The organism is Pseudomonas asplenii, from assembly GCF_900105475.1.
Lineage (GTDB): Bacteria > Pseudomonadota > Gammaproteobacteria > Pseudomonadales > Pseudomonadaceae > Aquipseudomonas > Aquipseudomonas asplenii.
The window spans coordinates 5411131-5433650 of sequence record NZ_LT629777.1; the positions used below are offsets into that span (position 1 = coordinate 5411131).

Here is a 22520-nt window from a genome sequence, read left to right on the forward strand (position 1 = left end):
TTCGTGGGGACATGACCCTGTTTCAGGGCGGCAGCACAGGCCCCGCCTGATCCAGCTCGCGGAATTTTCTCTGGAGAAACTGGTACAAAGCCTGCACCGATGCGGAGATTTGTCGGCGATGCGGGCACACCAGTTGCAATCGGGTGTTCTCGCCATGGTACTCGGGCAACAACAGCTCCAGGCGCCCGGCTGCGATGTCGGCCCGCACCTCCAGCCAGGCCTTGTAGATGATGCCCTCGCCCGCCAGCGCCCAATGCCGCACGACATCGGCGTCATCACTGAGCAAGGTTCCCGTCACCGAGACCTCCCGGCGCTGACCCGCCTGGTAAAACGCCCACTTGTCGTAATAGCGGCCCTGCAGCACGTAACAGAGGCAGTTGTGCCCGGCCAGGTCATCGAGGCTGCGCGGTCGCCCATGCGCCTCCAGATAGGAAGGGGCCGCCACCAGCACCCGACGATTTTCTGCCAGGGGCAAGGCGACGAAACTCGCATCATTGAGTTGACCGTAGCGTATCGCGACATCGATCGGATCCCGGAAGACGTCGGAAATCTGGTCCGACACCGACAGCCGCAAGGTCAACCGGGGATGCAATCGACGAAACTCGATCAACCACGGCGACAGCAGGTTGCGCCCCAGGTCGGAAGACACCGACATCTGCAAGGTCCCCTGCAATTCCAGGCGTTCGACGTGCAATTGCTCGTGCCCTTCGCGCAAGGTCTCCAGCACACCCCGCGCATACGGCAGATAACGTTCGCCTTCGGCAGTCAGGCGCAGGCTGCGGGTCGAACGGGCAAACAGGCAGATATCCAGCTCACGCTCCAGCCGCCGGATCGCCGCGCTGACCTGCCCGGGCAGCAGGTCGACCTCGCGGGCGGCATTGGAGAAGCTGCCCAGGGCGGCGGAGCGGACAAAAAGCGCCAAGTCGTCGAATCGGATCATTTTCACACCAGAAGTGAAAGAGCTACTCGATATTAGCTCTTTATCTCTCCAGTAACGAAGATCAGAATCAGCGCCGATCCCTCATCCTGCTGTCACGGAGCCCCCCGATGAATCTCGCGCACATTACCGCCCAGCGCTACACCACCAAGGCCTTCGACGCCTCGAAACGTATCCCCCAGGCCGCTATCGACGAACTGCTGACCCTGCTGCGCAACGCGCCTTCATCGGTCAACTCGCAGCCTTCGCACTTCATCGTGGCCTCGACCGCCGAGGGCAAGGCGCGCCTGGCCAAGGGCGCCGAAGGACGCTTTGCCTACAACGAACCGAAGATCATGAATGCCTCCCACGTGATTGCTCTGTGCACCCGTACGGGCATGAACGATGCCCATCTGGACAAGATACTGCAGCAGGAACAGGAAGCTGGACGCTTTGCCAGTGATACCGCCAGGAGCGGTCAGCAGCAGATCCGCTCGGGCTTCGTCGACCTGCATCGCTACGAGCAGAAGGACCTGCAGCACTGGATGGAGAAACAGACCTATCTGGCCCTCGGCAGCCTGCTGCTCGGTGCCGCGACGCTGGGTATCGATGCCACGCCGATGGAAGGCTTCGACGCCAGGGCGGTGGATGCCGAACTGGACCTGCATGCGCAAGGCCTCACCTGCGTGGTGCTGGTCTGCCTGGGTTACCGCAGCGACAGCGATTTCAATGCCAGCCTGCCGAAGTCACGCCTGCCGCAAGACTATCTGTTCACTCACCTGGCCTGATCGGGCGCCTGCGTCCTCACGCTATCTGAGCTCGCCAGCCAGCCCGTGGCCTGGCGAGCCCTTGCGCTGTGCAATCCGCTTGCCCTCCTGCAACCCCACTTCCTGGGCCTGCCCATCGCGTTGCTTGCCCTGCCGCGCCTGTCCCACCAACTGCGGAATCAGCGGCCCCTCCGGCAGATGCCGCCAGAAACGCCCCGGCATATGCTGGCGCATCGCATCGGGGTTGAGCCGGGCCGGGTTGAAGATGTGCCGGTAGTAGGTCAGCCACAACTCAGCGCCAGGATCATCGGCATGACGAGCCCACTGTCGCCACTCTTCGGGACAGTGACGCCGATAGTCCATCGTCTCGCCATCGAAACGAATGCCGTCGCGGGACGTCGCGATCAGCCAGCGTTGCCGGCCCAGGCGTTCGGCGAAATGGCTGCTGGCGCTGGCGAGGATGTCATGGGCTGGCTCATGGAAAGCCACCAGGTCCAGTTGCAACCGTTCGGCGAGTGCCTCGGGCAGCGGCACGAAGCGCACGAATGCATGCAGATGGTGGGCCTCGCGCCTCACCTGCCTGATCCGACGTTGCAGCTCACTGCCCAGTCGGTCGCCGGCCAGCATGGCGGTACGGTCGCCGTGCGCGACCCGCCAGAGCACTTCATAGAGCAGGTTCCAGCGCTGCTCGCCATGATAGCGGGCGGCCTGCTCAAGCTGCGTCAGCAAGGCTGCCGGAACCCGTGCGCAGAATACGCCCGGCCCTGTCGGCAATGCGCTGGAACCCGCCAGCAGATCGGCGACCGGCCCCTGGTGCCAGTTCACCTCGACCGGGTCGATACCGTGCCCCAACAGAATCCGGGCCTGATCGCGCCAGGTGCCGAAATGGTCGTCGCAGTCCAGCGCGATCATCCCCACAAACCCATCTGCAACGGTGCCTGTGGCTCACGCAGACGGGCTCGCAACAGGCCACTGCGGGTTTCCGCCTGGGGCGGTCGATAGTCACTGGTGACGATGAACGGCCGGGCCTTGTCGAGCACACAACGCAACTGGATCAGGTCGTCGTAGCGAATCCGCCGCTCCCGGCGCAACGCCACCAGGCGTTGCACGCTGCGCAAGCCGATTCCCGGGATGCGGGCGAGCAACGCCGGTTCGGCGCGATTCACATCCAGCGGAAAGACCTCGCGATTGGCCAAGGCCCAGGCGAGCTTGGGGTCGATATCCAGCTCCAGGTTACTCGACTGGCTCAATAGCTCGCCCGCCTTGTAGCCGTAGCCACGCATCAGGAAGTCGGCCTGGTACAAGCGGTGCTCGCGCAACAGTGGTGGCGCGGCCAGGGGCACGCTGTCAGGGCTGTCGGGGATTGGACTGAATGCCGAGTAGTAGACCCGCCTCAGGCCATAACCCTGGTAAAGCGATTCGGCATTGCGCAGGATGGTCCGGTCATCCGTGGCATCGGCCCCGACAATCACCTGGGTGCTCTGCCCCGCCGGCGTGAAACGCGGAGCCCTGGCTTCGCCGGCCACCGCCTGCTGGCCAAGATGAATGATGCCCATGGCCTGGCGAATGGTGGTCAGTTGCTTTTCCGGTGCCAGACGCTTGAGGCTGGCCTCGGTGGGCAGTTCGATGTTCACGCTCAAGCGGTCCGCCAGGCGCCCGGCCTCCTCGATCAGCAACGGGTCGGCGTCGGGAATGGTCTTGAGATGGATGTAGCCGCGAAACTGGTGCTCCTCGCGCAGCAGCCGCGCCACCCGAATCAGTTGCTCCATGGTGTAGTCAGCGGAGCGGATGATGCCGGAGCTGAGAAACAGCCCGCTGATGCAATTGCGCCGATAGAAATCGAGGGTCAGGCGCACCACCTCCTCCGGCGAGAAACGCGCCCTGGGCACATTGCTGGAGCGCCGGTTGATGCAATACTGACAGTCGTAGAGACAGAAATTGGTCAGCAGCACCTTGAGCAGCGAGACGCAGCGGCCATCGGGCGTATAGCTGTGGCAGATGCCCATGCCGTCGGTGGCACCGAGCCCGTCACGCCCCCGGGAACTGCGCTTGGGCGCGCCACTGCTGGCACACGAGGCGTCGTACTTGGCGGCATCGGCGAGAATGCCGAGCTTGGCGATGAGCTGCATGGTTCTTACTCGATATACTGATCATCCATACAGTATTCCGAGTGTTCGACACATGCAAGCACTGTTCAGTCAAATAGCCGCCCGCTACGCTCGACCTGTAGCAGCCTCGCGGTGTGCGGCGCCTCGGTGGCCGCACACCGCACACGGGGTCAGGCAGACTGCGTCTCCAAGGCCACGCTCCGCGATTGGAGGTAAGGTTCGAGCAAGGCTCCGAACAAACCGGAAAAATGCAGGTGGGCCAAGGTCTTCACGTTGTAATCCGGGTCCGGTTTCTCCTCGGCGCCAATCAGCCCTTCACGCTTCCAGAGGGCACGGTTCCAGCAACTCAAATGCCTGAGGGCAATCCGCGAGCCCTCGCGCGTCCCGCCATCACGACCGAGTTCCAGGGTGGCCTCGTCAATGACCTGGCCCTTCACCGCCCCCTGAACCTGCGCCAGCGAATAGCGCCAGGAAGCCGTCAACGAAGTGGCCAGCTCACGGCCCGGATCGGCGAAAAACAGTTCGAACGCCTGCCGGTCGTCGCTCAGGCACAACAGGAGAAAGCCCGAGGATTGTTCCAGGGCAAACGCTCCCTGCTCCTCACCCTGGCTGTCCTGGAACACCAGCCTTTGCTCATAGCGCAAGGTGCCCGTAGCCGGGTCAGTCGTCATGCTTCGGCAGATCCGCAGATGAAAAACCATCGAGGCTTCGGGTGCCGACATTTTCAGGGTCAGGACACCCAGTTCCTCGGTCTGCTGGTCATTCAGGGCCTGATCCTTCTTCAACGCCGCCTGCAATTGCGTCAGGGTCTGGCTGAGGGTCGAGCGCTCGGAAAACCGTGAAACCTTGAGTTGCGCCATGAACTGGCCCAGCCCCGCAGGCCACTGCCCCTGCTCGATCGCCGCGATGGTGGCATCGCTGTCGTGAAACGACAGTCTGAAGGGTTGACTGGCATCAAAGGCCTGCACCTGCGCGAGGATCTTCCTGAACTTCAAGCGATGATTGCGCAGGGCGAAACCGGCTTCTGAGCGAGCCCACGCATCGACTTGTGCGGCCAGCGTGGTGATGCTGGCGAGACCCGCGGCCCGGGGCAGAATATCCAGCATGACGCTGGCGCAAGCACCACGTTCGGCGGCCGCGCGCAGGGTAATGCGGCATTGGTTGTGGTCCAGGTAAAAACCCAGACCCTGGCTGGCAATCCATTCGGGCCCGGCCTGTTTCAGGGCGAAGAACCCCGGCTGCTCCAGCAGGCTCCAACGGTCGTTCTGCAACGGATAGTGAGCCGTCAGATGCTCCAGCGGCAACTGCCGGAAACCGAAGTGTTGCAAGGCGTTTTTCTGTTGTTCGAGACAGTCGCGAAAGTTCTGCTTGCCTTCCGGTGCGGGATTTCCCCGCCAGGCCGCCACCCGCTGCAACATCAGTGAATGTTTCCCTGTTCTGACCCCGCTGGGAACAGCATTGAACTGAAACGTGGTAAACCCGGCGAAAAAATCCCGGAACGACTCATCAGGCACATTCAGGATGAAGGGCTCCTGCCCCGTTTCCCGGGTGTTCCAGACCTTGAGGCGCGATAACCCGTCCTGGGTCTCCAGCTTGATGACACAAGGCTGCTCGTGGGCCAGCCTGAGAAAATCGCCCTTGCCCGCTACCTGACGCGTGGCGATGGTGGTGAAACGCTTGTCGTAGCGGCTTCGCGGCAGTTTCTTAGCGTCGGCATCCTCGCCCCAGACCGTCAGCACCAGATGCAACTGACCCTCTCGGCAAAACAGCGTGAAGCTTTTGCATTCACGCTCGGCAAACACCCGCTCGTCCCACACCTCGGACGCACTGCGGGTGACGTAGTGATCCTGCCGACTTTCGCCCATCCAGATATTGGGTTTGGCGAGGTCACTGCTGACATAGTCGACAGCGTGCGTCTGCCAGATCGGTTCAGTGGCGTAAAACTCAAAGCTGAAGCTGTAGTCCCTTTCGCCATAAAAAGGGTTGTCGACGGTATGGAGACGTTCGTGCATCTCCAGTGGCGTGGTGTGTGCGGACATCATTGTCCCTCCCCAGAGTCCTTTTCCATGACGTCATGGCGCCCGATCCGGTCCTTGAGAAAGGCCGGTGAAGTGTCCTGCGCGACCTGCGTATCGGCCAACTGCACGAAACCACGCTGCAGTGCCGGTTCGGGCAATAGCGCATGGGTTCGATAGGACGCCTGCTCATCGGCCTGCTGCGCGGCCCGGAGCAGGCCGATCAGGTGCACGGCGTCAAAGGTGCCCTCGGCGAGCGTCAGGCTGATGCGGCGCAATCGCGACGAATCCCAGGCCAGGATGCCTTTCACACAGACCGTGAGCAGGCGGGCCGCGGTTTCGTGGAACAGGAACAGGTCGTCATCCTGCAGGCGGGCCGTGGCGAAGCTGATCGCCGGCGCCTGGATGACATTCAGTGCCCCCGGTTTTGCGCAAAGGAAAATGACCTTGTGGCCCCCGGCATCGCCGGAGATTTCCACGCGATTGCGCTGACCGCCGGCCACGACACTGTCCGTCCCCGACCGATCGAGATAGAAATGGTTTTCCGGCAGGCTGCCGACCAGTTGGGTCTCATGCACGCCGCCGTGCAGATAGGCGACCTCGCCACGGGCCACGAGAATATCCTGGCCATCCTCGGTGGGATAAACCGGCGTATTGAGCTGGCCCAGGATCGTGTGTCGAAGCACGTGCTTGCGCTGGCTGCCCAGGCTACTCAACACGGTCTTTTCTCCCAGCACCTCACGGCTGAGATCAACCTGTCGGCGCCAATGAATCCCGGTATCCCCCGGATGGGTTTCCAGCGTATAGACCCGGCCCTCGATCTCGAACTCGATGAACTCACTGATCGGCTCCTTCAGGAAGTTCACCAGGGTCAGCGAGCCTTCCTTGATCGCCGCATGGCTTTCGCCGATGAAGGCCAGTACCGCAGGATCGTCGATCTGTCCCAAGTGTTTTTCCGGGTCGACCCAGACCGCCCATTCCAGAATGAGGCTGCCCCACAGCTCATGCTCCGGCTCCGGGACCCGGAGGACGATGCTCTTGATGTCGACCCCGATGAGTTTCAGTCGCGTGGGCGCGACACCCCGTGCAAAATCCTCCTCGGCCGCGAAATCAAAGGTGGTCTGCGAGTCCCACAGCAGATACAGCCTATTGAGCGAACCGCGACCCTGTACACGGCTGCGACCCTGTCTCAGATAAAGCGTATTGGAAAACAGCGGGTCCAGCTCATAGTCATGGTTGCCCTTCAGGCACGGGATGTAGAGGTAGGGGTTGAACTGGCCCTTTATCGACAACGCATAGGGCACATTCTGGAAATAACCGAACTCGCTTTCGACCCCCCGAAAAAAAGGCGATGCACCGGCGGCCAGGTCCTGCCGGTCAATCCAGACGGCGAAAACCAGCACATCGACACCTCGCCACCAGGCGGTTTCCAGCAGATCCGACTTGTCCGGCCACTCGGTGCTGAACACTCTTCTGCCGGTTTTCGAATAACCATGGAGCGATGCATATTCCTGGAGTTTCTCGGAAAGGTCGCCGTCAATGACAACGTCTTTGGCCATCCGCTCGAAGGAAAACGCCAGGGTGGTATAGGCCAACACATGCTGGTCAAGAAAGCGCTTGAGCGTGGCAACTCGCCCCGCGCCCTCCTCCAGGACCGGCGACTCGAGGTGAAAATCGTCGAAGGGAAAATCCTGCTCCTTGGCGATCGCTTCAAAGTTCAGGTATCGGTTGTAGTAGAACTCCACCTCAGTCACCACCGCCGCGTGCCGGGCGCCTGCGGGGAACGCCGCAGACAGTTCGACCTGGTAATACGCAACCGTGGCGATGGACGGATCGACCCGAGAGTCCTGGATATCCAGCTCGAAAAAGCAGAACGTGCCTGGCGCCGCCAGGTTGATGAACCCGCTTGCGGCCGGCGCCTGGGCGGCCGCTCTGAACGTGCAACGCCCCTGGTAGCGCCCCGAGCCAAGCCGTGTGCCGTGTTCATCGAACATTTCATAGGCGATATCGACGAAGCCGGCCGGGGGCTCGCTTTCGAAATAGGTCACACCCTTGATCCGCAGGAACGAGTGCCGATCCAGGTAGACCGTTGAGGCGAGCGCACTCAGGTCGACCCGAATGGCACTGGCGGTCTTTTGCGTGCAATGCTCCACATCGAGACGATGCAGGCTATTGAAGGACAGCGCGCCAGCCCCCTCCTGAAACACCGGATGGGTCGGAAATCGAATATCCAGGTAGTTGAAAAGCGTCTCCCCCTCGAGCGGGAACTTCACCTCCAGCGTCTCGTGGGTATGTTTCCGGTTGACGGCCTTCAAGTCGATTTTCTGATAGCGCCCCTCCACCAGCCTCAGTTGCAGAAAATCCTTGCGCTCATCCTCGATGTCTCCGTCAGGGGTGGTGAGCTGATAGGACAGCCGGACGGAGCTCAGGTCGACTGCCGACATCGGTCCACCGATATCGAAGGTGAACCCACTCGATTTCGGGCCCTTGATCTGCGCAAAACTCAAGGAGCCGGATTTCGCGATGGTGAGACGGCCATCGTAGCGGGTCGTATGGATTTCATAATCGACCCGACCATTCTTCAGGTGCCCTTCCAACTCTGGCTCCCTGGCCGAGTTGAAGATCAGCTCGATCGACTCATAGGACCGGCTGGCAGCGCTGCCCAGGGCAACGGCCTTATTGTTGCCGGGCACCAGCAACCTGGGCAGATCCATGTCGAGGACGCTGTACAGGCGTTTTCCATAATAGAGTTCGGGGCTCAGAGTCAGGGTCAAGTTCTGCAGTATGATTCTCAGGCCCTGCGCCACTTCTTCGCGTAAAAACGGTTTGTCATTGCCGCCATCGGCGACAAAAAATGCGCCGTCCAATGAAACCTGCAACTTTGCCCCGGCCCGATCGGCCACCCGGCAAGACAACTTCCTGACCTCGCCTTCGCGGGTATCACTCACCCCGACGGTGATGTCGTAATAGTTGAGCGAGTTATCGGTCAAGAGCAGATCAATTTTCTTTATTGCAGTATCCAGGGCAATATCAGGCCCTGTGATTTTAATCACCTTAGTGTCATTCACTACGGATAATCCTTTAATGGTTCAAAGCCAGCTGAATGACCTGATCGATCTTCAGATAGAAATCGCGAAGCCGCCGACCGCGGCATCGATCTCGATATCGCAGCGCTTCACCTCCGGCCGTAGCAGCAGCAACGACTGCCCGCTGGTATTGCGCAAGGTCACTCGCGAACCGTCACCGACCACCGCCATCACCGGATGGGTCTTGCCAGTGCGGAAGTTGATATGCGCCGGCAGTTGCACGGTGCGCACCACCTGCTCCAGGGCGCACGGTGTGCCGTCGCCGGCACGCACCAGGTCCAGCCGAAACTGACTGCGGTCCTTGAACTTGATCACCGCCAGCGACGTGTCCGCCAGGTCCAGCTCACGGAGGGTTTCGCGCCCATCCCCCTGGGCGGACAGATCCAGCGCGACCTGCGGAAGGCTCGGGTAATCCCCTTCGGGTACGAGCAATCGGGTGTGGCTGTCAAAGTGCGAGTCATGGTCCTTAGCCCCCAGGAGACTTTTCTTGAACTGCAGGGTGTAGGCCGTTCCCGGGTACAGCTTGACCTGATAGGCCTGGCGCGCCTGTTCTTGCGGCGACTCGCCGGGCGCCCAGCCGAAGGGGTTCATGCTCAACAGCAGGTGCGGCGTGGCGCCGAACAGCAGCACCGCCGGCAGCGGGCCGAAATCCAGCACCTGGCCCTGGCGACCGGGCGTGGCCGGCAGGGTCACCATCAGCTTGCGCGCCTGGCCCGTGCGCCGCAGGTACCAACCCTTGCGCACCTGGCGGCTCTTGTCCTGGCCCTTGGCATCCGGCCAACCTTTGAGCTCATCGGCCGTCATGCCCAACGGCGACAAGGTATAGCCCTGCGCTCGGTTTGGCCCCTGCGGGCCGATGGCCTTGAGCGGGTTGGTCTGATCCTCGTCGTCGCTGTCATTGAGCACCGGGGTCAGCAACAGATCGATCCCCTGGGTGCGCAACTCGTCGAACAACTGGTCCGCCGCACTACGCATCTGTTGCTGGGCGGTAATGCCCTCCAGCGCGGTGGGCGGGCCCGACAGACTGCCGGCGAACAGCGACGACGACCCGAACAGGTTGTCGAAGAACAAGCCGACCTTTTCATCCCAGCGATAGTCCTCCAGGTACGTCAGGCCAACGATCGCATTGAGCAGGATGTTCACCACCGCCAGCGCCACACCCGCGAGGATCAGGGCCACCCCGACGCCCGGCACCGCGATCAGGGCAAAACCGGCCAAGGTGACGCCAAAGGCGACGCCGTCAATCACGCTCATGCTCAGGTACAGCGCCTGTTCCTCCGCGCTCTTGGCCAGCCGCACGCCTTCGATATTGCGATAGAGGCTGACAGCCGTGAACAGCACGTCCAGCGGCAACAGCACCTTGTTCAGCCGGAAGAACAACTGGTCCAGGCGTGACTGCCAGATGGCCCGGAAAGCACTCGAGGCCAGCCGCAGACGCAGGGCCACGCCCACGTCGCTGGTGAAATCGAACAGCCCCTTGGTCACCGCCAGCGAATCGCTGGCGGTGAAAACCCCGGAACGCAGCGAGGAAAAGTCCAAGTGGAACGGCTGGGTGCGAAAGTCCAGTAACACGCCAAAAGCCCCGAGCAACCGGCTGGCACCGCTGGCCATGCGGGCCGAGGTCTTCAGCAGCGGGCCCGGCAGGCGGTTTTTCTCAAGGGCGGTTTTCGCCCGTTGCAGGTTTTCCTCGGTGTCCTGCAGGTGCTTCAAGGACAGCGCATCGCCCAGCGCAGGCCTGCGGTTTTTCAGGTTCTGTTGCAACTGCTCCATCGCCGCCAGCAGCCGGGGTGGCTCATCCCCGGCCTCGAACGCGGCCCGCAGGTCGCGGCTGGACACGCCGAGTTGCTCGCTGCCCAGCAGGCTGCCATAGACCGAGGAATCCACCACCAGCATCCCCGGCTCCGGGGCTGTCGCCTGGAGATCGCGGAACACCTGCGGGGAGATCGTGGTATCGGGTGTGCCGCGCAAGAAGAAATAACTGATGGCCCGATCGACATCGATGCCCGTCATTTCCTGATACTCCTGCTTGCTGAGCAGGAAGAACTTCTCGAAGGCATCGTTGTACATCTGGGCGCTGCGCTGAACCGAAGTACTCGTCAGGCTGAACAGGGTATCGACGATGAACTTTTTCCTTTCCGCGCCGCGGTGATCGTAGGGATCGATCAGAAACTTGATTTTCGTATCGTTATAAAGACGCAGGCCCTCCAGCCAGTCGCCACGGTCCGTCGCCGATTTCAACATCAGCAGAAAATCCACGACCTGCTTGACGGTCTCGACAGCGCCGGCTTTCAACAACCGGGCCTGGAATGGCTGTGTCGAGGGGTTGGCCCGCCAGGATCGCGGGACAATCGACGCCGTTGTCACGATCTGCTCGATAGCCGCGAAATTGCTCGCAAAACGCGAGCGGATGAGCCGCGCGCACTCGGCCAACCCGGCATTACGCACCTGGACCGCAGTCTGCAGCCCCGATGCGAGCAGCTCCAGCGTGGCGCTGCTCAGGTAATGCTCACCCGATAGAAAGCTGTGATCCAGCGCCAGCACCTGGCTCAGCCTCAGGTAGTCCCGATAAGGCAGGTTGCTCAGGTCCTGAAAGCCACGAAGCCCCGTCAACCCGCTCTGCACGGCCAATTGCAGGGGCACGCCTTGCACCTGGATCGTGCGGATCACATGATCGAGGCCCTTGAGCACCAGGCCGGGCAATGCCAGCGTGTGCTCCTGCCAGGTCGCCGACAAGGCGCCAAACACTCGATTGGCATTGAGTACCACCGGCGCCCAGGGGCTGGAAATGGCCAGTACCACCGGGATTCTGTTGAGCTCGAAATGCCGCCGCGACTTTTTCAGCAGCAGGCAGACAATGTAACTGGCCAACACCTGATGAATACGACAGGCCTGGAAGTTGACGAACTTCAGCTTCCTGAAGCCCGCCACCCCATGCACATCCAGGATATTGTCATGCAGCCACTGGGCGACCGACTCCGGCTGCGAGCGCATGTGCTGGTCGATGTTTCGGCCGTGGCCGATGACGTTGACCACGCCATCGAAGGAGACGCCCTCCACGGCAGGAATCGAATACTTGATCGACAAGCCACTGTTGCTGATCGTGTAGTCGGCCCCCAGGTCCAGGTAGTGATGACTGTAGGGACCGAACAGACGCACCAGCTCGGTCCCGCGGATCACACCGAACTCCTTGTCGATGTTCACCAGCATCTCCTTCCAGGCCACCGACCCCACGACCGGCAGGGACAGCTGGACCCGCAGCGGGCCATACGTTCTCAAGGTATTGAGCTGACGCAGCCCCACCAGCAGATCGGCAGGCAGCGACCAGAGATTGATCGAGGACAGGAACGTGCTCATGTGCTGCTCGGTCTTGATGTTGCCTTTCCAATGACCGTAGTAGGTGGAGAGCATATCCATGCCGGTACGGGACTCGGCATGCCGCTGCGAGATCACCTGGTAGAGCTTGGCGACGGCCACATCATCGCCCACCAGAAGATTCAACGAGTGCTCGATGGCCCGTTTGCGCCGATGGTTCGCAGCGCCATCGGCGAGGCTCGGCAGCGTGACACCGCGATAGCGCCTCACCCGGGCCTGGGCGACGCCCAGTTGATAGAGGGCCATCAGCCCATTGAGAAAATCCTGTTCCGCCTTGCCTGCCCTGAACAGCTCACCCGAGGGGCGACTCATGGCCACGAAATCCCGAGTCAGCGCCAGGTTGACGCGGCTCACGCCCGCCGTCACCAGTTGCGACTTCAGCGCCCCATACGAGGCAGACAACTCGCCATCCATCGCTTGCCATAGCGCAAACGATGCAATGTCCCGTTCAAAATCAAAAACGAACTCATCCCGAAAACACGGATAGACAAACGCCGGCGCCTCCTGCACATACAGATGGCCCACGGTAAAAACGGCAGAACCGTGGGCGATACGAATCTCCCGACCTTCCAGGTAAAGACCGGAGATAACAATATCCAGGTCCTTCAGCAGCGCGCCAATGCGTTGCAAATGTGCGAAATCGTCAACCGCCCGCCCTGCCCCCTGAACTTCATAGTTATTCAATGCATCATCAAACAGTAACCTTCTCATGCAAAAACCCACCTGATTCAATGGCATCCGATAAAACCGGAAATCTTCAATCCGGTTTCATGCCACATGACTATCGACATTGAATCGCAAGACTACTCGCCAGCCCGAGCACAAGAAAAACTCATTATCTCGATACAAAACAAAGTTTTCGAACAACAATAAGAATGAAATAAATGCAGGAATATCACCCACGCCCAGTTCATTTAAAAACCACAAAAAGTTCACCGCGTCATTACTCAGGCCGGCAAATTTTTGAGTGTTTTTCAGTAACTATCTAGTACCCGGCCAATCCCCGGCTGTCATTAGCTGGCGCCGCGGCAACCGTTCCGGATGCCGCCAGACAGACAGTGAGTGCGCCCATGCCCCAGCTCCCCGAACTTCCCCTCATGACCCCCTTGCCGCACGAGCGTTTCGTCCGGTTCCGCCTGCCGGACTGGCTGAAGAACGCCAGCAGCCGACGACGAACCGAGCTGCGCCAGGCCCTGATCCAATGCCATCTGTCCGCCGCCAAGATCGGCACCCTCCTCGACCCGCTGAAAAGCCTGGACGAATTTGCCGAGCCCCTCCTGGAAATGGACCTCAAGGCGGACTATCCGGAGCTGCGCGACATGCAGATCGCCACCCTCGCCAAACGCTGGCACCGCGACAGTGTCCTGTGGATCCCCATCTACGAGGCCAGCCCGGAGCACAGCCTGCTGGAGGCCGCCCTGTACAACTTCGAAACCTGGGAAACCCGCAGCAGCGGCTTTGGCAGCGGCTCGGCCATCTACCTCACGGGAAAGTCCCGGAACCTCAAGAGTCGCCTGCTGCCCGAGGCCTTCGCCCAGCGCTGCCGCGGTCTCGACCTCGGCCAGAAATACCTGCAACACCTCAAGCAGGTGCTCGACCAGACCGACCCGGCGAACGAGCCGCTGGTTGCGCGGGACAAACATGCCTATTTCGTCGAACACCAGCGCGATCGTTTCAATGCCGTGCTGCAGATGGCTCATCTGCGCGGCGACATCACCGATGAGTGCGCCCGGCAACTCAAACACTTCCTGTTGCCACCCGGCAAAAGCGCCGGAAAGCTCCTGCTCAGCCGTCGGGTCATGCTGCTGGGCCAGGTGCTGCCCGGGGTCATTCATTTCGCCTCCGATCCCGAGGATGAGCAGGGCAAGTGCGCAGTGTACTTCCCCGGCCATCGCGAATACGCCCTGCGCGAATACCCCTCGTGGCTCACCTTCCAGATGGTATTCATGGCGCACCTCGACGTGTCGGAGTCCCGGCATCGGGTCACTCAACTCATGCCGATTGACTATCGGGAACCACTACTGATGGCAAAACTGAGAAGTGCGGTTGCCGCATCCCGCTCGCCAAAGTCCGACCAGGTCAGTCTTTCCCAGCGGATCGAAGAAGATCTGTTCGAAGACATCCATCGCCAGCACATGCTGCGCCTGGGGGATGACCTGGGCAGGCTGGCGCCCGTCACGGCCAAGGTCAAGGCGGCGCAACGCGAACAACTGCTGGATGACTATCGCCTCGCCGGCCTGGATCTGCTGGCCACCCTCAAGGGCTATATCCCCTGGTTCAAGCAATGCCTCTGTGCCCCCATGGACCTGCTCGACGCAGAGGCCATCTATCAGGACATCGAAACCTGGGAAACCGAGGAGCGCCTGGGCGGCTCGATCCATCTGCTCAATGTCGCCGAGGCGCGGGCCAGTGGCCAGACGACGCAACGGATGCACATCGACAGCGCCACCCTGCCGGAGCTGGTTCCCATTCGCCTGCACGGCCGCACGCGCCTGTGGAAACCCGACCCGAGCCGCTATCGCGTGGACCTGCGGGTACCGGACGGTCAGTGGCAAACCAACGGCCTGGGCCAGCATGATTGGGAGAACAAGACCTACCTGCTGTTGAATCAGTCGTACTATGAAATCAGCTACAACGAAGACACCCACAACTGGCACATCGTCTCCCAGGACCAGCCCGGGCTCTATTCCCCGCCGATACGGCATAATGGCGTCGGCGCCTGGCGGGCACTCCACGAGGACGTCACGCAATGGCCCGAGGCAAAGCTGGTCAGACGCCTGAGCGCGCATGCCGCGCAACTGCCCGAGCCGATGACGAAGGCGCTGCTGGCCCTGAGCGGAACCCGGTCGCACACCCTCAGGCAACTGCATCGCCACAGTCGACGCACGCCCCCGCTGTTGCTCGACAGCCTCAAGCGTCTGTGGATCCTGCGGGAAATCGAGCACTTCGACCTCGATCAGACCCGCGGCAACACCTGTACCGAACTCTGCTCGCAGATCCAGCCACAACTGCTGAGCATGCTGCCTGACCTACCGAGGCAAACACCGCTGCGCATCAGGAAAAAGAAGTCGCGCAAGTTCATCCACGATGCCAAAGGCACACCGTTCAGCGACATCGACGAAATACAATGGCTGCCCGGTCTGTTCGACCATCTCTATCAGCAGCTCGAGCAGCCCGATACCTTGCAGCAGCAACAATTGTGCGGCGAATATCCCGACCTGCCCAAAAGCTACCAGGCCGATCTCGCCTTCACCCAGCAGGCCCTGGAACCCGCCAATACAACACTACCGGCGCTGGACAAGGAGATTGAGCGCGCCCGGGAACAGATCCGTATTGCCCGGGTGTTCGAGGGGCTTTATCCGGACTGGCCTCGCCCCCAGCAGAGTGACGGCCTGGCCTTTTCACTGTTCGAGACGCTGGCGCCCTGGCCCCAGGATCTGCGCCTGGAATTCATCGACGCCGAAGTCGATCCGTCAGGTGTGCTGCAAAGCATCGGTGTGGACAGCAGCCTGAACTACCGACGGCTGAAGAAAAACGCCATGCACTACGAGGTCCAGGACCGACAGGGCAAGACCCTCTCGACCCATGCCGACTTCTACAGTGCCGCCTGGCAAACACTGCCCACCCTGACGCAAAAACAACTGGGCCTGTTGCACGGCATCAGCCTGGTGGAGGATGAGGCGCCAGTCGACCTTAAACGGGCATTGTTCAACCAGGCCTCGCAACTGCGCCGCCAGACCCCACCCGTACGCACGCAACACCGTGTGCCGGAGCCGCCGATGAGCGCCGCCGCGGCCCCGCTCCCGGAGGCGTTCGCGGTGCCTGGCCGGCTAGTCTCGGGCTTGCAGTTGCGCGATGACGGCATTTACTGGAACCTCAATCGCAAACCCGCCTCGAACCGTGCCTACCGGCACTACGTGCTCGACAATCGCCGCTATTATCCGGTGTGCTGGTCGCCCGAGGGCTGGCGACTGCAGAACGCGAACAACCCCTACGGGTTCTACCAACCGCGACTGCAACACAAAAGCCCACGGGATAACCGCTGGACCCTTCATCATCCGGAGCAGGAACCCGCGCTGCTGGCGCAGGCAGGCAGGTTGCAGGTATTGCCGGACCAGATCACCCGTGATGAAAACCTGCAAAAGAAGATGTTCACCCCGCAACAGCGGCAACGCCTGCAAACGCCCAAGTCCTACCATTCCTGCAGCAACTCGCCCCTCACCTACGACCGGGTCGACAACGCCCGTTATCCCCTGCGCGATCTGGACGGGCAGCCCATGACCATCACCGCGCTGCATTACTCCATCGCCGATGGCAGCCCCCAGTCCATGGCGCGTGCGATGCAACTGCTGCCGTATCTCGGACAAGGCGTGGAGGTCGCGCGGCTGTACGAAGACAAGCTGAGCATCAGGCGCTTCCGGGAGGAGCACAGGCTGACGGAAGATGAAGACCACCTGATCTATCGCTTCCGGGTCGCGCCCCGGCAGGACCTCGCGGCGGGCGAGTTGCTCGGCGTCTATGGCGGCATGCTGATTCCGCTGATCGTCAGTCACCATCGGCGCGACCCCTTCGCGACCTGGGTCCAGAACCAGCGCTCGCTGGAACTGATCCGTTGTCCAGGCGACCAACCCCAAGCGGCGCACGCCTGCCTGACCGGCGATAACATTCTGTCGAGAATCAATACCTGCTTCGACTATGAGGACGGCATTGCCGTACGCCAGGCCGAGAACGGCTACAACGTCGAGGCAGTGGCTTTTCCGGTCGATATCCAGACCGCTGGCGGCCGCGTCGAGCTGGACCGCTATCACATCACCGCGCTGTTCACCCGCCAGGCCGTCATGGTTGACGAGGAGTTGCGGATAAATCATGGCTACACCTGGGAGCAGATCCAGACGCTGACCAGCACGGAGCCGATTGCTCCAGGAACGACCGAAGGTTCCTGAGCCCAAAGGCGGCGGTAGGTATGCATACCTACCGCCGCCACCGCCCGCATCACGCCTACCCTGCCCCTTCGACTAACGAAACGGGCTCAACGCAATGACTGCATCCCCCTCAATCACCCCCAGCGCCAACGCGACCGACGGCTCAGTCCGGCCACCGCTCAATCGCCATGAGGCGTTCATCGAAAGCCGTGTGCCGGCGCCGTTGAAACAGCCGGGCTCAGCCTGCCTGAAGGCGCTGGCCAACATCACCCCGACCACGCCCTCCTGGTACTCCCAGGCTTCGACCGAGCTGCGCGCCGCCCTGGAGAAAAGCCAGCTGGCACGCTGCACTAGCCAGCATCAACTCGAAGCCATCCTGCAGAGCATCACAACGGTGGAGCTGTTCGCCACGCCAAGGCTGCAACAGGCAATCCGCGAGGAATCCGGGCTGGAGCTGGAGGTCAACAGCACCTACTTCGTACGCCGGATGCAGGACCGTCGCCCTTCCAACCTGGGCGGCCTGCTCGACTTCTCCGCTGGTGACCCAAAGGTCCGCAGTTGGTATTGGGATATCAGCCTGCTGGAAGCCGCGCTGCACAACTTCAGCGCCGATGAAGCCGGCAAGCCACCGGCCTCGGGCGACGCGTTCATCACCCACGACCACCACACCGCCGAGGTGCAGATCGCCGCCTACGACCAGAGCCGGGAGCTGGCCCTGCGCCCGGAGCGCTTCGCCGCACTGTGCCGCAAGCTCGACCTGGGCCAGGGTTATCAGGACCATATCAACGCACAGCTCAACCCCGCCGACGCCCAGCGCAAGGCCCAGGTACGTCAGACCTGGACAAAACACCTGCACAACGAACTGGCGGAAGCCGTGCACCTGGCGCGCATGCAGGATCTGATCCCGGACGATGCCTACCAGGCTCTGCTGCAGTGGTTGAACGGGCATGCAGATATTCGCCTGGATGACCAGCGGCTACGCCCCTGGCGCCTGCGGATGCTCGGCATCGACTTGAGCGAAATCGTCTTCCTGCGCCCGGAATCGGGGCCCACGCCCTGGCGCTGCCTGGTCTATATACCCGGCGATGATGCGCAACCCGTGCGCCATTATGCCTCGAGTACGGCCTTCATGATCGACCTGCGCACGCGCTTGCACAGCGCCCGCTATCGACGCTTCTTCAGCCGCTTCGTGGCGGTACGCGACCAGCCGGCCTTCTTCGGCGCCTTGAAAAAGCGCCTCGACCACGCCGACCGACACGACCTGTGGGATGACTACAGCCTTGATCCAGACCTGCGCGTCGGCCTGGACCTGGTCGAACTGGCACCACGGGTGGGGGCATGGCCAACACTGGAAACCTTCCTCAAGGACCAGTGCGAGCTGAACATCGGCCGTATGCTCGGCGACGCACGCGTCGTGGCCGTGCCCACCGACGACGAGGATCGCGCCGCCCGCACTGCACGCCTGCTGGCGGTCTCCGACGCGGCCATGGACCTGCTCAACCTGCTGGTGTTCATCCCGGGCCTGGGCCAGGTCATGCTGCTGGCCATGGGCACCCGGATGCTCCATGAGGTCTACTCCGGCATCGAGGCCTGGGAAGCGGGCGAAACCCGCCAGGCCTGGGCCCATCTGCTCGGGGTGGCGATGAACGCGGCCTTTGTCGGCGGCCTCGGGGCGGCCCTGTCGGCCCTCGATACCTCGGCCTTTATCGACGCGTTGATACCGGTCAGCGTCCGCCAGGGCGTTACCCGGCTGTGGAAAGCCGACCTCGGTCCCTATCGCCACCCACCACCGCAGCCAGCCCTCACCCGCCCCAATCGACTGGGGCTGCACGATGGTCGTAATGGCCGCTATCTGCGCCTGGAGGACAGCGACTACCTGCTGCAACCCGACCCATCGAGGCCGGGGGGCTATCGCGCGCGCCACACCCGCGCCCATGAGCTGCTCAATCCCTATGCCGTGGAATTTCGCAGCAATGGCGCCGGCGCCTGGCGCCACGAACTCGACACGCCCCTGGACTGGACGGACGAACGCCTGTTCCAGCGTCTCGGTCCCGATGCCGCCAGCCTCGACGAACAGACGGCCAAGCGCCTGCTGCACATCACCGGTATCGATGGCGATGTGTTGCGCGCCACCCATCACAACGGCTGGCAGCCGCCGGCACTGCTCGACGACAGCCTGGTCCGCTTTGCCCTCGACCGGGAGCTGGCACGCCTGGTACGACGGTTGCGGGGCGACGGGAACGCCAGCGGTACCCCGGACGAGTTGCACATGGTGCTGCAACTGCTGACCAGCGATCCGGTCTGGCCGCGCGGCAAAGTGCTGCAACTGCTCAACGACGGCGGCCGGGTCATCCAGAAATACCCGGCGAACGCAGGCGCCGAGGTCACCCGGATCGAGGTGAACTGGCCGGGGCTGGATGCCGACGGCCTGCTTCGGCAAGTGTTGAGCAAGCTCGACGAGCGCGACATCCGCGTCCTCCTGCGCGAGGAGTTCGGACAAGGCACGCTCAGCCTTTCCGCGCGGGTCACAGCCCTGCGTCGGCGCCTGGCCGGGGACGCGCTCAAGCGGCGCGCAGACCTGTTCGAGTCGCACTACCGCCATCGCACCCGCGCCGCGACCGACGAACCCGGCACCGCCGTATTGCGCCGCGACTTTCCCGGGCTGCCCGAGCCGCTGGTGCAGGAACTGGCACGGCAAGCCAACAGTCTCGAACGCCAGCACCTCGAAAAGTCGCGCGTACCGCTACGCCTGGCCGAAGAGGCGCGGTATTACCTGCGGGCGGCGCGTCTGGCACGCCTGTACGAACCGCTGTACCTCGACTCGGTGAGCCAGGCCGAGGCGCATCGGATCGTCCTGCCGATGCTCGGGAAACTGCCGGGCTGGTCGAACCGGGTACGCCTGGAGATCCGCGACGGCCACTTCGACGGTCCCTTGCTCGACAGCTGCGGCCCCGAGTCGGCAGCGATCAGCAAAATCCTGGTCAAGGATGGCGGGCAGTATGAGGCCCACGACGATGTCGGCCTGTCGCTGCACGGACCGGACGACCTGTACGCGAGTATCCTGCACGCCCTGCCCGATGCCGAACGGGCCGCGCTGGGCTTTCCCCACGTGGGCCAGGGCGCGGCGTTGAAACAGGCGCTGCGTGCCCTGCCGCCCTTCCCTCGCGAGGAGTTGGAGCGGCTGCAAGCCTTGCCCTCGATCAAGCCAGGGTTCGTGCCCCCCATGCGTCTGGCCGACGGCCGGATCGGCTATCGCCTCAGCGGCCGGACCGCCGGCGGTCAACGCTCGTACGCCATCGGCCGCCTCGCCCGCGAGCTGTACCCGCAACTGACCATCGCCGAGGTGGAAACCCTGCACGGCCTGCGCGAGTTGAGCCTGGGCGAGGCGATCAACCGACTGCGAGCGCTGCAAGAGGAATACCGTGCGTTGGAGAACGAGCTGGACAGTTGGGTCGGTGAATCCACGGACCCGACAGATCACGGCCGATTGCGCTGGGCCACCCAAATCAGGCGCTGCTGGCGTCGTGAAACCGACCGCGCCATCGACAATGAAGGCGACCCGATTGTCCTCAACCCCGAGGGCACACCGCTGGACGGCTACGAACTCACCCTCACCAGCTACCCGGTGGATCGACCACCCAGCCTCTCCGTGCCATTGGCGCACGTCGCCGAGCTGCAACTGCGCGGAATACTGCTGCCGGACTCGACGGAACTGAACGGTTTTCTCGGCCTCTTTCCCAACCTGCAGCGGCTGAACCTGTCCGGCAATCTGCTGACCCGCCTGCCAGCGGCCCTTGAACAGTTGACCCAGCTCAGGCACCTGGAACTGCGCAACAACCAGATCGTCATCACCCCAGCCACCGCGCCCCTGCTCATTCCACTGACGCGGCTGGAGACCCTCAACCTGGAGAGCAACCCCGAACTGTCCCTGCTACCCGACCTGAGCCCGCTGACGCGCCTGCGCTGCCTGTACCTGCGCAATACCGGCCTGAGCACGTTTCCCCCAGGCTATGAGCAGTTGCCCGAACTGCGCCGCCTGGACCTGCGCGACAACCGGATCAGCCAGGTGCCCGAAGCCGTCTTCGGCATGAGTACGGCCCGCCAGCGGCTCAACATGACGATCAACCTCGATGACAACCTGATACCCGTCGACCTGCACCGGCGGATCGACCTTTATCGACAGCAGACCGGTATCGACCTGGGCCTGGAACCCCTGATCGAGAGCGACGAACCGTCCGAGTGGAGCAGCGACTCGCGCCCGCAATCCCATGCCGGCTCCTACCACAACCGCTGGGGCAGCCCCTCGCCCGTCACCCGCGAGAGTCAGCCCTGGCTCGACGGGCTGACCACGACCGAACAGCAGGCCCGGCGCGACGTCTGGTTGCGCCTGGCCAGCGACGACATCGAAGCGTCCGAAGCGTTCTTCAAGGTACTGGCCGACCTCAGGCAGAGTGCTGACTATCTGCGCGACAACGGCGCCCATCGGCCCGCACTGCGCGAACGCGTGTGGCGCATGGTCAAGGCCGCCGAACAGGACAGCGTGTTGCGCAAACGGCTGTTCCTCCTCGCCAACCGGGCCGTCAACACCACCGGCCCGTTGATCGAGGCGGACACCTGCGAAGACGGCATGACCGTGACCTTCGACGACATGGGGCTGGACGTGCTGTTGCATGAGGCGCAGAGCCTGCCCCTGGAAGAACGCGAAGCGCCGTTGCTGCGCCTGGCGCGCGGCAAGGTCCGGCTGGCGCAGGTGAAACAGTCGGCGCACCAGTTGATCGAGAGCCGCAAGGCCCGCCACGAGACCGTGCATGAAGCCGAGATCCACCTGGCCATGCGCATCGGCCTGGCCGACCGCCTCGAACTGCCCTGGCAAGCACGGAGCATGCTGTACACCGACGAAGCGAATGTCGATAAACACCTCCTCGAACAGACCAGCCAGGCCGTCCTGGCCGAGGAGCGCCTGCCCGGCGAACTCGCCAGGCGCCTGCTCGAACAGCCGTTCTGGGAGCAATACCTGGAAACCCGCTATGGCCCGACCCGGCTGAAGGCGCCCAGGGAGCAACGTGACGAGATGATCGGTGCACTCGACGACCTGCTCGATGCCCAGCGCGAATGGTTCACCGGCAGCGACCTCGATACGGGACGCAAGACCGAACTGCAACAGGCCATCAGCCAGTCGGCCCGGACCCTGGGCCTGATGCAAAGCGAAGTGTTCATCCAGGCCATGAAGGACAGCGCCTACAAGGACCACGCCGAACGCATCGCCAGGACCTATCGCCGAGAGTTGGCGCAACTGACCGAGGAACTTCGCCACCAGCACGGCCTGTAGGCGGA

At 62.6% G+C, this 22520-nt stretch carries 9 protein-coding genes; 3 read left to right on the plus strand and 6 right to left on the minus strand.

The annotated features are described in order from the left end of the window. Positions 1-22 precede the first annotated feature (22 nt). A complete protein-coding gene (locus BLU37_RS24010; protein WP_090209640.1) occupies positions 23-940 on the minus strand; it encodes a LysR family transcriptional regulator in 918 nt (305 codons plus the stop codon). Between the two features lie 107 nt (positions 941-1047). On the opposite strand from BLU37_RS24010, the gene nfsB reads away from it, so the two are divergent. Then, positions 1048-1704, plus strand: a complete 657-nt coding sequence (nfsB, locus tag BLU37_RS24015) for an oxygen-insensitive NAD(P)H nitroreductase (RefSeq protein ID WP_090209642.1) — start codon at positions 1048-1050, stop codon at positions 1702-1704. Between the two features lie 21 nt (positions 1705-1725). Here nfsB and BLU37_RS24020 read toward each other — a convergent pair whose 3' ends face one another. From BLU37_RS24020 to BLU37_RS24040, 5 genes are all read right to left on the minus strand, one after another. Then, a complete protein-coding gene (locus BLU37_RS24020) occupies positions 1726-2595 on the minus strand; it encodes a TIGR03915 family putative DNA repair protein (protein WP_090209644.1) in 870 nt (289 codons plus the stop codon). Continuing rightward, entirely contained in the window at positions 2592-3812 is a 1221-nt protein-coding gene (locus BLU37_RS24025) for a putative DNA modification/repair radical SAM protein (RefSeq protein ID WP_010451641.1), read from the minus strand. The genes BLU37_RS24020 and BLU37_RS24025 overlap by 4 nt, the downstream gene beginning before the upstream one ends. 149 nt (positions 3813-3961) lie before the next feature. Further along, positions 3962-5830, minus strand: a complete 1869-nt coding sequence (locus tag BLU37_RS24030; RefSeq protein WP_090209646.1) for a hypothetical protein — start codon at positions 5828-5830, stop codon at positions 3962-3964. Continuing rightward, positions 5830-8796, minus strand: a complete 2967-nt coding sequence (locus tag BLU37_RS24035) for a hypothetical protein (protein WP_232000382.1) — start codon at positions 8794-8796, stop codon at positions 5830-5832. The genes BLU37_RS24030 and BLU37_RS24035 overlap by 1 nt, the downstream gene beginning before the upstream one ends. Before the next feature lie 129 nt (positions 8797-8925). Next, positions 8926-12975 carry a hypothetical protein gene (locus BLU37_RS24040; protein ID WP_232000383.1) on the minus strand — a complete coding sequence of 1350 codons (4050 nt, stop codon included), beginning with the start codon at positions 12973-12975 and terminating at the stop codon, positions 8926-8928. Positions 12976-13334: 359 nt separating this feature from the next. On the opposite strand from BLU37_RS24040, the gene BLU37_RS24045 reads away from it, so the two are divergent. Together BLU37_RS24045 and BLU37_RS24050 are read left to right on the plus strand one after the other, a co-directional pair. Further along, positions 13335-17207: a dermonecrotic toxin domain-containing protein gene (locus tag BLU37_RS24045; RefSeq protein ID WP_090209652.1), complete on the plus strand. Its 3873-nt coding sequence runs from the start codon at positions 13335-13337 to the stop codon at positions 17205-17207. Positions 17208-17301: 94 nt separating this feature from the next. Beyond that, positions 17302-22515: a dermonecrotic toxin domain-containing protein gene (locus tag BLU37_RS24050; RefSeq protein WP_090209654.1), complete on the plus strand. Its 5214-nt coding sequence runs from the start codon at positions 17302-17304 to the stop codon at positions 22513-22515. The last annotated feature ends 5 nt before the right edge of the window (positions 22516-22520 follow it).